Origin of the sequence: Streptomyces sp. NRRL WC-3742 (assembly GCF_000720635.1) — a bacterium.
Lineage (GTDB): Bacteria > Actinomycetota > Actinomycetes > Streptomycetales > Streptomycetaceae > Kitasatospora.
On sequence record NZ_JOCF01000086.1, the window covers coordinates 1 to 12,359 of the forward strand.

The 12,359-nt window shown below is 72.0% G+C and carries 11 protein-coding genes; 5 read left to right on the forward strand and 6 right to left on the reverse strand.

All coding sequences use genetic code 11. The annotated features are described in order from the left end of the window. Window positions 1-1,547 (reverse strand): hypothetical protein (locus IH61_RS49790; RefSeq protein ID WP_158845611.1); only part of this gene is annotated, 1,547 nt, incomplete at its 3' end. Between the two features lie 250 nt (window positions 1,548-1,797). Here IH61_RS49790 and IH61_RS0134630 point away from each other — a divergent pair. The 3 genes from IH61_RS0134630 (at window position 1,798) to IH61_RS0134640 (ending at window position 4,453) form a co-directional block, all read left to right on the forward strand. Further along, on the forward strand, window positions 1,798-2,904 hold the full coding sequence (locus IH61_RS0134630; RefSeq protein ID WP_078911615.1) for an NAD-dependent epimerase/dehydratase family protein: 1,107 nt from the start codon (window positions 1,798-1,800) through the stop codon (window positions 2,902-2,904). Between the two features lie 74 nt (window positions 2,905-2,978). Continuing rightward, complete coding sequence (locus IH61_RS0134635; protein ID WP_031077308.1) at window positions 2,979-3,473, forward strand: NUDIX domain-containing protein; 495 nt, start codon at window positions 2,979-2,981, stop codon at window positions 3,471-3,473. Between the two features lie 26 nt (window positions 3,474-3,499). Continuing rightward, window positions 3,500-4,453 carry a mevalonate kinase gene (locus IH61_RS0134640; RefSeq protein ID WP_234327454.1) on the forward strand — a complete coding sequence of 318 codons (954 nt, stop codon included), beginning with the start codon at window positions 3,500-3,502 and terminating at the stop codon, window positions 4,451-4,453. Between the two features lie 91 nt (window positions 4,454-4,544). On the opposite strand, the gene IH61_RS0134645 is transcribed toward IH61_RS0134640, so the two are convergent. Beyond that, the gene (locus IH61_RS0134645; protein WP_031077314.1) at window positions 4,545-5,642 is read right to left on the reverse strand and encodes a radical SAM protein; all 1,098 of its coding nucleotides are present in this window, start codon (window positions 5,640-5,642) and stop codon (window positions 4,545-4,547) included. 220 nt (window positions 5,643-5,862) lie between these two features. Between IH61_RS0134645 and IH61_RS41920 the strand changes: the two genes are divergently transcribed. After that, window positions 5,863-6,987, forward strand: a complete 1,125-nt coding sequence (locus IH61_RS41920; RefSeq protein ID WP_037973751.1) for a hypothetical protein — start codon at window positions 5,863-5,865, stop codon at window positions 6,985-6,987. On the opposite strand, the gene IH61_RS0134655 is transcribed toward IH61_RS41920, so the two are convergent. Beyond that, window positions 6,962-7,729 (reverse strand): GNAT family N-acetyltransferase, encoded by a 768-nt coding sequence (locus IH61_RS0134655; RefSeq protein ID WP_031077324.1) that lies wholly within the window; start codon window positions 7,727-7,729, stop codon window positions 6,962-6,964. The genes IH61_RS41920 and IH61_RS0134655 overlap by 26 nt on opposite strands. Next, window positions 7,726-8,598: a class I SAM-dependent methyltransferase gene (locus IH61_RS0134660; RefSeq protein ID WP_234327455.1), complete on the reverse strand. Its 873-nt coding sequence runs from the start codon at window positions 8,596-8,598 to the stop codon at window positions 7,726-7,728. The genes IH61_RS0134655 and IH61_RS0134660 overlap by 4 nt, the downstream gene beginning before the upstream one ends. 239 nt (window positions 8,599-8,837) lie before the next feature. Here IH61_RS0134660 and IH61_RS0134665 point away from each other — a divergent pair, with 239 nt between their 5' ends. After that, window positions 8,838-10,373: a N,N-dimethylformamidase beta subunit family domain-containing protein gene (locus IH61_RS0134665; RefSeq protein ID WP_234327456.1), complete on the forward strand. Its 1,536-nt coding sequence runs from the start codon at window positions 8,838-8,840 to the stop codon at window positions 10,371-10,373. Here IH61_RS0134665 and IH61_RS0134670 read toward each other — a convergent pair. Together IH61_RS0134670 and IH61_RS0134675 are read right to left on the reverse strand one after the other, a co-directional pair. Continuing rightward, window positions 10,339-11,049, reverse strand: a complete 711-nt coding sequence (locus IH61_RS0134670; protein ID WP_031077341.1) for an HAD family hydrolase — start codon at window positions 11,047-11,049, stop codon at window positions 10,339-10,341. The two genes, IH61_RS0134665 and IH61_RS0134670, sit on opposite strands and share 35 nt — an antisense overlap. Before the next feature lie 22 nt (window positions 11,050-11,071). Next, window positions 11,072-12,235: a serine/threonine protein kinase gene (locus IH61_RS0134675; protein ID WP_031077343.1), complete on the reverse strand. Its 1,164-nt coding sequence runs from the start codon at window positions 12,233-12,235 to the stop codon at window positions 11,072-11,074. Window positions 12,236-12,359 lie beyond the last annotated feature (124 nt).

Here is a 12,359-nt window from a genome sequence, read left to right on the forward strand (position 1 = left end):
GGGGTGAGGTCGACGGGGACGGGGCGGACGACGCGGTGGACGGTTTCGGCGAGGTCGCGGGTGGTGAGGGGCTTCTCGTCGGTGAGCGTGAGGGTGAGGGCGGTGGCGGCGGGCGGGGTCTGGAGGAGGAGGGAGAGGGCGGAGAGCAGGTCCTTGACGTGGAGCGGGTGGAGGGGGGCGTCCGGGTCGCCGTCGATGACGACGGGGTGGCTGCGCAGGGCGCTCCAGACCATGCGGCCGATGGGGGTGTGGCGGGAGGTGCCCGGGCCGTAGAGGTCTCCGAGGTGGAGGGTCAGCGGCTCGGCGGAGGGGCGGTGGATGAGGAGGGGGCCGTCGGCGGCGGGGAGTTCGACGACGGCGTCCGGTGAGGCGGTGGCCTCGACGAGGTGGTGGCCGTGGTCGGCGAGGCCGCGGGCGAGGTGTTCGCCGAGGGGGGTGTCGGCGCCGAGGACGGCGACGGTGGGGGAGGGCCGGTGGCGGCGGCGGGCCGGGCCGGGGGCGTCCTCCCGGCCGGCGAGGAGGCCCTGGCGGGTGAGCTCGGCGAGGCCGTCGCGGAGGGCGGCGATCTCCTCGGCGGTGCCGTTCTGGGCGATGCCGCCGATGCCGAGGGTGGCGAGGCACTCGTCGAGGACGGCGGGCTCGGGCTCGCCGAGGACGGGCAGTTCGTGATGGACGAGGCCCGTGGTGTACGCCGTCAGCCAGGTGCCCCAGGCGATCTGCGGGTCGACGGCGCCGGTGGAGCGGGGGAGGCGGGAGCGGAGGGAGGAGACGGGGACGCCCCGGCCCTCCAGGTACTGCTCGCAGTCGATGTGCAGCCAGCGGGGGCGGCCGGGGCCGGGTTGGCGGACGTCGCAGCGGGCGATGCCGTACTTGAAGTAGGGGATTACCTGAAGGTCCGTCAGATGGTGTTCCTCGTCGCCGGGTTGGTCGGTGGGGAGGAAGCAGACGGAGCGGCGCGGGCCGCGGAAGGCGTTGCCGGAGATGCTGCCCTGGTCGTCGTGCTCGGCGAGGTTGGGCACGGCGACGAAGCGGGGGACGCCGGCGGCGCGCAGGTAGCGGTCCATCAGGATGTCGTCGGGCCACGCGAAGAGGTGGCGGCTCGCGTACTCGACGTACCCGGCGGCGACGGCGCGCGGCAGGATGATGGCCACGCACGGGAAGTACTCGCCGACCGCGCCCACCCAGCGGGCGCCGGAGAGGGCGGCGAAGCGGGCGGCCGCGCCGTTGCGGGAGTCCCAGAGGGCGAAGAGGGCGAGCGCGGCGTCCGGCATCGCCTCGACGGCCCGGTGGGCGCGCTCGAAGAAGCCGTCGGAGAGGATCATGTCGTCCTGGACGACGAGGTGGTGGGTGGCCCCCTCCCCGATCGCCGACCAGGCGGCCAGGGCGGTGCGCAGCACGGAGGGCCGGCCGGTCGGGTCCGGGTCGACGACCACGGACAGGGCGCCGGGCGGGGCGTCGGCGGCGATCCTGCGGGCCGCGTCGAGCCGCTTGGGATGGGTCATCACCGAACCGCTCATCCGGTGGCGGGTCGAGCTGGTTCCAGGCATCACGGTGCTCCGCGTCTCCTCGGGCGTGGGTGGCCGCGCTCCGCCGGGGCGGTCGGACGGAAGCGTCCGTTCCGCGTCCGTTCCGCGCCCGTTCGGGCCGCGCAGGGAAGCTACCAGGCGGCTTCGACCTTGAAACAAAGGCGTCTTGATGACATGTCAGGAGGGCCGAAAAGGCACCCTTGTCGTCCCCTGTGAAGCAAAAGCATGCTGTCCGGGCCACCGCTCCCGCGCAGAAACCGGAGGGGAACCGATGAACGCGCCCAGCGTGCAGGCAGCATCCCTGGGGTCCGAATCCCAGGGCGCCGCATCCGAAGAATCGTTACTGCAGCGCCTGAGTCAACTACGGGACGCCCGCGTCGCCGTCACGGGCGGAGGCGGACTGGTCGGAAGCCGCGTCGTCGCCCTGGCGCGCCGGGCCGGCGCCGCCGTCACCGTGCTGGACCGCCTCGACGCGTACCCCGAGGACGTCCGCGAGCTGTTCGGACTCGACCGCCTCGGCGCCGAGTTGGCCGTCGGCGACATCTGCGACCGGGAGACCGTGCGGAGCGTCGTCAAGGGCGCCGACTACGTGATCCACGCCGCCGCGTACGCCGACGTCGCCGCCTGCACCCGCCACCCCGACGTGGCCTTCGAGGCGAACGTGCGCGGCACCGAGACCGTGCTAGAGGAGATCGCCGCCTCCGAGGTGCGCCGGCTGGTGTTCATCTCCTCGGCCGCCGTCTACGGCAACGGCGACCCGGGCGTCACCGGCCCGCAGGTCTTCCGCGAGGACCAGCCCCTCGTGCCCGTCTCGGTCTACGCCAACACCAAGCTCTGGGCCGAGCACCAGGCCCGGCTGATGCTGGCCGCGCCGGACAGGCCCGAGTTCACCGTGCTGCGCTACTTCTCGGTCTACGGGGACCCGCAGATCCCCAAGCCCGGCAGCCACTCGTGGATGGTCGCGTGGATGTCCATGCACGCCCACCTCGGCCTGCCGATCCACCTCAACGGCGGCGGCGTCCAGGTCCGCGACCTCGTCCACGTGGACGACATCGCGGCGGCGACCGTGCTCGCCCTCGTCGAGCCCAAGGCGGCCGGACAGATCATCAACGTCGGTACCGGACAGCCCACTTCGGTGCGCGACGTGGCCGACCTGATCTCACCGCACTACCCGGGCTCGCGCCAGATCGTCACCCCGCTCCCGGAGGGCGACCCGCTGGGCGGCTACGCCGCCACCGAGCGGATGCGCGAACTCCTGCGCTTCACCCCGCGCATCGACGTCCGCGAGGGCGTCGAGCGGTACGTACGCTGGCTGAAGGCCAACCCGCAGGCCGTCCCGGAGTGGCTGCGCGCCACGGCGGCCGACCGTAGCGCCTGAGCCGGTCCGTCTGAGCCGGTCCGTCTGAGCCGGTCCGTCTGAGCCAGTCCGGGCCCAACAGGTAGGGAGAGTACGTGAGTTACGTCGGCTCGTACGTGTGGAAGCTGCGTCAGAAGGTGGGGAGCCAGTTGCTCCTGCTGCCCGGCGCCCAGGTTCTCGTCCTGGACGACCAGGGGCGCTGTCTGCTCCAGAAGCGCAGTGACAACGGCCTCTGGGAGCTTCCCGCCGGAGCCTGCGAGGAGGGGGACACCTTCGCCGCCACCGCCGCACGGGAGTTGGAGGAGGAGACGGGCCTGCACGTCGAGGAGGCGGACCTCGTCCCCTTCGCCTCCTTCTCCGACCCCGGACTCCACACCCTCACCTACCCGGGCGGCGACGTGGCCCAGTGCTTCGCGCTCTGCTTCGCCGCGCACCGCTGGACCGGGACGGTCCGACCCGGGGCGGACGAGGTGCTACGGGCGGGGTTCTTCGACCCGAAGGACCCGCCGGAGCCGCTGTACCGGGCCACGGCCGCCGTGCTGGAGCTGTACGAGGTCTTCCGCGAGACGGGGAGGTTCCAGGCCCGATGAGCCCGGACCCGATGAGCCCGGACCCGATGAGCCGATCCCTGCCGGTTCGGAACCCGGTCCGCGCGGTGGTGCCCTGCCGGGCCTGCCTGTCCGGGGAGGACCTGGACTGGCTGGGCGGCCGCTCGGTCAGCGTGGCGCTCGACCTGACGACCACGGTGGAGGTGCTCCCCTCCGGCAGGGCGGACGGGCCCGGGAGCACCGGCGGCTGGGCGCGGGAGGTGTGGGCGTACCTGCGCGCCCGGCTGCCCGGCCTCCCGGAGCGGGCGCCCGCCGTACGGGTCGGCAGCGACGCCCCGGCCGCCAGCGGGCTGTCCTCCTCCACGGCGCTGATCGTCGCCCTCTTCGAGGCGTACCTCGCGGCCTGCGGCCGCTCCGCCGAGGTCGATGTGGAGACCGTCAGCCACTGGGCGTACCACTTCGAGTTCCTCGTCTTCAACGGCGGCGGGATGGACCAGACGGCCGTGATCCAGGGCGGCGCGCTGCTGCTGGAGGGCCGCACCACCGGGCTGCCCGTCATCCGCGAGCGGGCCCTTTTCCCGGAGGACTGGACGGTCCTGGTGGTGGACTCCGCCACCGCCAAGTCCACCGGCGACCACATCCGCATCGTCCGGGCGCAGCTCGCCGACGGGGACCCGAAGCTCGCCGACTACATGGCCACCGCCGACGCCGCCTCCGCGGAGGTGTGGAAGGCCCTCGGCGCCCGCGACCTCACCGCCCTCGGGGACGCGATGGGCCGGGCCCACGTGGCGATGCGGGACTACCAGGCGATGTCCACGCCGTTCCTGGAGCGCCTCAGGCACCTCGCCGGCGACCGCGTGGGCCTGCCCCTCAAGCTCAGCGGCGCCGGCGGCGGCGGGGCCCTGGTGGGCGTCTGCCCGGCGGACGAGGCGGAGGCGACCGCCGCCCGGCTGCGCACCGCCTACGAGGGCCACCCCGACGTGCGGGTGATGCCCGTACGGGCGGCGGGGTTCAGGCTCTAGAAGCATCGAGGCGGCGCCGCCGGTCCTCCCGAGTTCGGGGGACCGGCGGCGCCTTCGTCGTTCAGGCGTGCGGACGTTCAGCCGTCCCGGGTCAGATGAAGGGGTCGTAGTCGGAGTCGAGGACGGGGGCGCCGTTGCCCTCGCCGATCCTCTCCAGCTCCAGGTTGGAGGCGTGGCGGGCGCAGTGGAACCGGCAGTCGGAGCTCGGGTTCACCAGGCCGCGGTCGGAGTCGCGCCAGATCTCGGCGAGGCTCTGGGTGACGGCGTCGCCGATCTTCGCCTTCTCGTTCCCGCGGTGGTACGAGCACGCGTAGACCCCGGACGGCGTCACCAGTGTGCGCAATTCGGCGATACGGCACCGTTCGTAGTCCTTCGGCTGCACCGGGCCGCGGTGGTTGCGCAGAGAATGCAGGGTGGAGGAGTTGACGATCTGGAATGTTTCGCTCTCCAGACGGGCGGCTTGCGCCAGCTGGTCCTCGACGGAGGCGAGCAGGGAATCGGCGACCGGGACGATGTGGTGATCGTCGTCGAACATGGCCTTGACCTCGAAGTAATCGCATCCGATGTCATATGCCAATTCGGCGGCGGTGAGCACCTCGTGGTGATTGCTGACGGTATTCCCGTCCGCTTCCCGGCGGGACATGAGGAGGAACGAGTAACCGAGCGCTCCGCTTTTCGCCTCGGCGAGCAGCCGCATGTTGGCGACCACCTTGTCGAAGACGCTGGCGCCCTTGCGGTCGGGCCGGAAAACGCCGTACGTCGCCTTGGTGCCGGCGTCCATCGAGACGCGCACCCAGGAGGCGTAGGCGGCCAGTTCGTCGAGGTTCTGCCTGATCAGCGTGCCGTTGGTGACCACGCCGATCGCTATGCCGGCCTCCCCGAGGACGCGCAGCACCCGCTTGGTCCCGGAATGGGCGAGCGGTTCCCCGCCACCGATGAGGATGACCGCCCGGACGGACATCTCCACCAGTTCCCCGGCGAGTTCGGACAGACGGTCCGCGGTGAAACGGCCCTGGTTCAGGAGTTTTCCGCTGATGCACTCCGGGCATGCCAGGTCGCAGAAAGTAGTCGGATCGAGATCGACGACGAGCGGGGCACGGGAACGGGCACCCGACGCAACCTCCAGAATTCTCGGCCAGCTCGACGGTTGGTAAAGCTTGGAGACCAGGTCGAGACGATCGGCACCCATGGTTCTCCTTCGTTGGACGGGCAAACAGGCTTCTCCTACCCTGCCCGTAAAGGCCGGGAGTAGGCATCGAGTTCCGGACACCTTGCGTTCCTGGCCGATTTCCGAGGGGCCTTTTCCGGCCGATTCCCAATCCCTGCGCAAACCGCCCATTCGGAATCTGCCACGATCGATCACCGGACGACCTCACCCGCCACCGCGCCGTACGACGAAGGAGCACCCGATGAGTGCCGCATCCGCCGCCACACCCCGCGTCAGCGCCTCCGTGATGACCCACCCGGTGCGCCGGGCGCAGGCCGAGGAGCTGGCGGCCCGGCTCGGAGTCGGCAACCTCGCCGTGGACCCGGACCCGGACGCCGGCCCGTCCGCGCTGCGCACGGCGCTGGTGGCCTGGGGGCAGGCGGAGGCGACCGCCACCCACCACCTGATGGTCCAGGACGACGTGGCCGCCCCCGCCGACCTGATCGACCTGGTGACCAGGGCGGCGGCCCGCTTCCCCGAGGACGCGCTGGTCTTCTACACCAACTGGCACGCCCGCAACGGCGCGCTCTCCCGCCTGGCGGCCCTGGCCGGCGCGGCCTGGGTGCGCGGCGTGCCGCAGGAGTTCACCCCCACCCTGGCCGTCTGCCTGCCCGTCGAAATGGCCGCGCGCTACCGGGAGTTCGGCCGCCGCAGCACCGACCGCCACGACGACGAGGTGCTCTCCGCCTTCCTGCGCCCGGGCGGGCGGATGGCGCTGCTGGCGGTGCCGAACGTGACCGAGCACACCGGCACCAGCTCCATCAACGGACACGCCTCCCAGGGCGTGCGCAAGGCCGCCTGCCCCGTCGACGAGGCCACCGCCCGGCCGCTGCTCGCCCACGGCCCGGTGCTGGAGCGGCCCGACTGGCTGCCGTACATGCGCAACGGCGAGGGCTACCTCCAGCTCTCCTGGGGCACCGAGTCCTCCGCCCACATTCCCTGGCGGGAGGCGCTCCCGCACACCGGCATGAGCGAGGAGGCGCTGCGCGGGCTCGAGGCTTCCCACCGCCCCGCCGAGGCCGTACGGGCTGTCGCCGACGCCTTCGGCGACCGGTACGCCGAGGAGCTGTGGCTGCACGCCGTGCTCCTCGGCGCCCAGGCCGAGGCCGTGGCGGGCCGGCTCGGGGCGGACCGCCCGCGCGCCTCGGCCGGGCCCGAGCAGGAGCGGCTGCGCGTCCGGGCCGTCTCCACCCTGGGCCTGGCCAGCCTGCCCGCCGAGCAGCGCCCCGGGGTGACCCCCGGCCAGGCGGCGCTGCTCACCGAGTACGCCTGGAGTGCGATCAGCTGCGGGAGTTCGCTCCTCAGTGAACTCGGGCGTCGTGGGTGATCCACACGCCCGGCTCCCAGTAGGTGCCCAGGTCTCGCTCCCGGTCGATGTGGACGGGCGCGAGACCGTGGGGGAAGACGTAGTCGCCGTCCTCGGGGAACTCCAGGCCCGTCCAGGACTCCCACTCGGCGACCGTGCCGGTGATCCGCGAGGACTGCGCCGTGCCGTGCGCGAGGACGCCGCCGACCTTGACCTGGGTGCGCACCCAGGGGTCGAAGGGCGAGCCGTCCTCGCGCGTCCACGCGGCGTAGCGCTCGATCGGGATCGTCGGGTACAGCTCCTTGTGGGTCGGCCGGACGGGCACGATGACGGTGTCCAGCCCGGCGGCGCGTGCCACGACGGCCAGCTCCCGCAGCAGGACCTTGGACAGGCCCCGGCCCTGGTGCGCCGGGGAGACCTCCACGCCGAGGGCGCACAGGGCCGTCGGCGCGATCCCGGCCTCGCGTTCGGTGAAGGCCGCCGCGATGGACTCGTCCAGCCCGTTCCCGAGCCCGGCGGGCGTGCCGTCCCAGGCGCGGGGGAGCGAGCGGCCGGTGCCGAGGACGGCGTCGGCCCGCTCGTCGTAGAGCAGGAACTGGTACTCCGGGAACTCCTTGAACATCCGGTCCCAGTAGAGGTCGCCGATGTCGCCGTGGAGGTTGTACTCGGGCACGACGCCGGCGAAGTCCTCCGGGATGCGGTCCCAGAGCTCGGGGCGCTCGCTGTGGCGCACGGTGGTCCAGTGCGGGCCCCGGTCCGTCATGCCGGCACCTCCGCGTCCCAGACGACCATCAGCGGCAGGCCCGCCCAGGCGGCGCGGGCGGCGTCGGCCACGAACTCCTCGTAACCTCCGGGCGCCAGGCTGCCGTTGAACACCGGCTCGTGGCAGGCGCGCAGTGTCAGGCCCGCCGCCGCGATGGCGGCCAGGTACGCGCCGGGCAGGTGGAGCCTGTTGCGGACGAAGCCGAGGCTGCCCGGGCCGCGCACGAAGACGCACTGGCCCTGCAGGGCGATGACGAAGGGGTGCAGGTCGGTGACGACGATCCGCCCGCCGGGGCGGACGACGCGGGCCAACTCGCCGAAGGCCGTGGTGAGTTCGTCCTGGTGGGTCATGGCCATGGAGCAGACGGCCACGTCGACGGAGTCGTCCTCCAGCGGCAGCGCCTCCAGCAGGCCGAGGCGGTACTCGGCCTCGGGGGAGTGCCGGCGCGCCTGGTCGATCATCTGGGGCGACTGGTCCACCCCGATGACGCGGTGGCCGCGGGCGAGCAGGGTGGCGGTCTGGCGGCCGGTGCCGCAGGCCGCGTCGAGCGCGATCCCGGCGGGCAGCGTGTCGAGGATGCCGTGGACGACCGGCTCCTCGACCTGGATGAAGGAGCTGGGCAGCGTGTCGTACCGCTCGGCCCACTCCGCGTAGCCGGTGGCGAGGTCCAGTTCACTCACCGCCGCGTCGGCGTCGGGCATCGGCTGCTCGTCCTGGGTGACGAACCTGCGGATCTCCTCGACGCGGGCCTTCAGGAAAGCCTCGTCGCCGTCGACGGCGTTGCGCAGGAGCGCCAATCCCTCGATCCCCAGGATCAGTTCGCGAACGTGCAGCCTGCTGTCCATCCGGTTGTCGATCCGGTCGTCCATCCGATTCCCCTCGGCAGGCGGTGGCAGGAAGTCGTGCGGTGAACGTGGTGCGGTGAACCTGGCGCGCTGAAAGTGGTGCGCTGAAAGTGGTGCGGTGAAACCCGAATTCCGCTACCCGGGCCCGGGGAGCGGCAGACGTTTCCGGAACGGCTTGTCCGGAAAGGCGTGATCCTTGGCCGAACTCCGGCCCGTGGAACGGGAGGTGGCGCGCGGGGTAACGTGACCGTCCGCTCATTCGGGTGAACGGACAAATCCTGGGGGACGGTGTGATCGAGGGCTATTTCGGCAGGGAGAGCGTCATCGCGGGGGAAACGCTGGACTTCCACGTCTCGACGGACGCGGAAGCCTTCCGGCTCAGCTTCCACCGGCTCGGCCGGGAGGTGGAGTTCGTCGCCCGGACGCCGTGGCTGACGGGCGTCCACCGGCCGCCGCCACCGCACCCGGACGGCGTGCCCGGCCACGCCGACCCGGCGAGGGACTGGGACTGGCCGCCGTACGCGTACGCCGTCCCCGAGGACTGGGCGCCGGGCATCTACGTGGCGCTGTTCGTCGAACGGGGAGCGGAGGAACCGGCCCTGGACGCCGACACCCTGGAGGGCCCCGAGCGGGAGTTCTTCGTGGTCAGGCCCGTACGGCCGGGCACCCGTTCCCGCATCCTGTACAAGAAGTCCAGCTTCACCCGGCACGCCTACAACCGCGCCGACCACCCCGCCGCCGAACGCGCCGCCAGCCTCTACGACAACCCCGTCTACCGTGACGGCGCCGACGGCACCGACACCGGCCCGCGCGGCCACAAGCTGAGCATGCGCCGCCCCGGCGGCATCATCGACCTGGCCCACTGGGACGCCCCGTTCATCGCCTGGCTGGAACGCAACGGGTACGAGGTCGAATACTGCACCGACCTCGATCTGCACCGGGACCGGGAACTCCTGGACGCCTACGATCTGCTGCTGAGCGTCGGCCACGACGAATACTGGAGCGCCGCCATGCGCGCCCGGGTGGAATCCTTCGTCGAGGGCGGCGGAAACGTGGCCTTCCTGAGCGCCAACACCTGCTGGTGGCGCGTTCATCTCACCGACGGGGACACGGCATTCGTCTCCGACACCGACCACCACGTCGCAGGGGTCTACCCCCACCTCCCGGCGACGGACCTCTGGTGGGCCGACAAACCCGAGGGCGTCGGCGAACCCGAGAATTCCCTCACCGGGGTGAGTTTCCGCAACGGCGGTATGTGGCCCGGAGAATGGCCCGGCGACCGGCCCCTGGACGGCTACACCGTCCAGCACGCCGACCACTGGATCTACCGGGGCACGGGCCTGCGTGACGGCTCCGACGGCGGCCCCGCCGACGCGCTCGGCGCCGGCACCCCGCTCATCGGGTACGAGTGCGACGGCGCCGCCTTCGCCTACGACGCCGACGGCGTCGCCCGGGCCACCGGCGCGGACGGCACCCCCGACTCCTTCCTCATCCTGGGCCTGTACGTGCTGCGCCCGGTCAACGAGGACTTCCACACCATGAGGTGGAGCCACTGGAACTGCCCCGAACGCGAGCCCGGCGGTACCGGCCCGCGCGCCGCCACCATGGGCCTGTACACCCGCGGCGGCACCGTCTTCACGGCCGGGACCACCGACTGGCCGACCGTCGTCGGCCGGGGGCAGGACGCGGCGGTCGAGCAGGTCACCCGCAACCTGCTCGACCGGCTGCGCCACCGTGAACCGGTCCCTACAGCCCCTGCAGCCCCTACAGCAGGGCGGTCAGGGCCCGCAGGGAGGTGATCCGGGCGGCCCCGTCGCGCAGCGGCGGGGCCTCGCCGAAGTCCACCGCGCCGTCCGGACGGCACAGGTGCGCGGCCCGCATGCCGGCGGCCAGCGGGCCCTCGACGTCGGGGCCCCAGGCGTCCCCGACGAACAGGGCCTCCTCCGCCCGCAGGCCGCAACCCTCCAGCGCCGTACGGTAGATGAGGGGGTGTGGCTTGCGGGCCCCGGCTTGGGCCGAGGTGACCACCACGTCGAACAGTCCGGTGAGACCGACGGCGGCGACGGCCCCCTCCAGGTCCCAGAACCAGTTGGAGCACAGCGCCACCGTCTGCCCGCGCCGTCGAAGGTCCGCGAGCGTCGCGCGGACGTCCTCGTACACCGCCAGGCGCATGTCCTTGGTGGCGGCGTCGAGGTCGGCCGCGAGGCCCTCGAGCTGCTCGGCGGGTACGCCGCAGCCCCTGGCCCTGGTCTTCAGCCGGTCCAACTCCCAGGTGTGGTACGCCTGTTCGCTGGCCGAGTGGGCCGTGTGCTCCTCCCCGTCGGCCGGGCCGACGGACCACTGGTCGCCCCAGCGGGCGCCCTGGACGCCCAGCCCGTGCCGGTCGAAGACCGACGCGTGGCTGGGCGGCAGGGGGGCGACCATGCGGACGAGCGTTCCGTAGAAGTCGAAGATCACGCCCCGGGTGCGCGCCACGAGAGCCTGCCGGAGGCTCTCGTCAGTACTTCCCGTACCGCCGGGGGAAGTAGTCCTCCATCCCGCCCTCGCGCTCGATGTCGACGGTGGAGCAGTGCAGCCCGCCGCCGAAGGGGCCGACCGCGCGGAACGGCACCGGCACGATCTCGAAGCCGTAGGAGGAGAGCTGCTCGGAGAGGCGGACCTCGTTCTCCTCCACGCACAGGGTGTTGTGGTCGAGGTTGAGCATGTTGGCCGCCAGCCACGGGCTGCAGAAGGAGAGCTTCGGCGGGTGGTCCCAGCTCGCGGGCTGCACCGCCTCCACGATCTCCCAGTCGTTGAGCTTGAAGAACTCCATCAGCTCCGGGTCGGCGAGCCGCTCGCCGCAGTGCAGCACCAGGCCCGGGCGCAGCGGCACCCAGGTGGAGTCGATGTGCAGGGGGTGGGTGTTGGTGGAGGTCACCGCGTGGACGCGGTGCTCGGGGTAGTGCCGCTTGAGCCAGTCGTAGCCGCTGCGGTTGGTGACGAAGGAGAGCTGGACGAAGAGGTCCTTGCCGAAGCGGGCCACGTCGGCCGCGTCGAAGAGCGGCTCGGCCTCGGTGAGGACCAGGTCGTAGTCGCGTACGCGGGCCAACTGCTCTTCCGTGGTCTGGGAGTTGAAGACGTCCCAGAACCCGGGGTTGAAGGAGGCATCGGTCAGGCGCGGCTTGGGCGCGGCCTCCCAGCGCATCTTCTCGTCGGCCTCGAAGAGCTTCTGCAGGACGGGCCGGTAGCAGAGGTACTCGAACCACCGGCTGCGGTAGGACATGGTCGCTTCGAGGACCTCGTTGCCCACGGTGAGCAGCAGGTCCCGGGGCGGCATGCAGCCGAACATGGAGTCCTGCGTCCACTCGGGGGTGGAGACGGGGGCGCTGAAGTCGATGGGGGTGGGCCGGTCGACCCGGATGCCGCGCCTGCGCAGCAGTTCGGCGAAGTTGTCGAGCTCCTCGTTGGCCGCGGCGGTCATGTCCTCGGGCATCGGCCCGTAGGTGCCCAGCGGGAATCCGTCGTCGGGGTAGTCCCGGCGGACGGCGAGTTCGGGTGCCTGGACCATGGTGCCGTCGGCGCGGCCGACGATCACGTGCCGTAGCGGGTCCCAGCCGTTCCAGGAGTTGACCTTGAGGGGTCGTTCGTTGGCGTCCGTGGTCTGCGCACTGAGCTCGGTCATGCCGCCACCGTGCCTGCGGGGGTGGTGACCGTCAAGAGTGGCTCGATTGCCGGTGGTGACCTTTGCGTCATTGTCGGGGTTGATGGGGGTGGCGGCAATCTATGCCCCGGAAGGTATAACCCCA

Bases quoted from the DNA above. Each gene is read 5' to 3' on its own strand.
- IH61_RS0134630 (WP_078911615.1), top strand. From the start codon at position 1,798: ATGAACGCGCCCAGCGTGCAGGCAGCATCCCTGGGGTCCGAATCCCAG.
- IH61_RS0134640 (WP_234327454.1), top strand. From the start codon at position 3,500: ATGAGCCGATCCCTGCCGGTTCGGAACCCGGTCCGCGCGGTGGTGCCC.
- IH61_RS0134645 (WP_031077314.1), bottom strand. From the start codon at position 5,642: ATGGGTGCCGATCGTCTCGACCTGGTCTCCAAGCTTTACCAACCGTCG.
- IH61_RS41920 (WP_037973751.1), top strand. From the start codon at position 5,863: ATGAGTGCCGCATCCGCCGCCACACCCCGCGTCAGCGCCTCCGTGATG.
- IH61_RS0134655 (WP_031077324.1), bottom strand. From the start codon at position 7,729: ATGACGGACCGGGGCCCGCACTGGACCACCGTGCGCCACAGCGAGCGC.
- IH61_RS0134660 (WP_234327455.1), bottom strand. From the start codon at position 8,598: ATGGACGACCGGATCGACAACCGGATGGACAGCAGGCTGCACGTTCGC.
- IH61_RS0134675 (WP_031077343.1), bottom strand. From the start codon at position 12,235: ATGACCGAGCTCAGTGCGCAGACCACGGACGCCAACGAACGACCCCTC.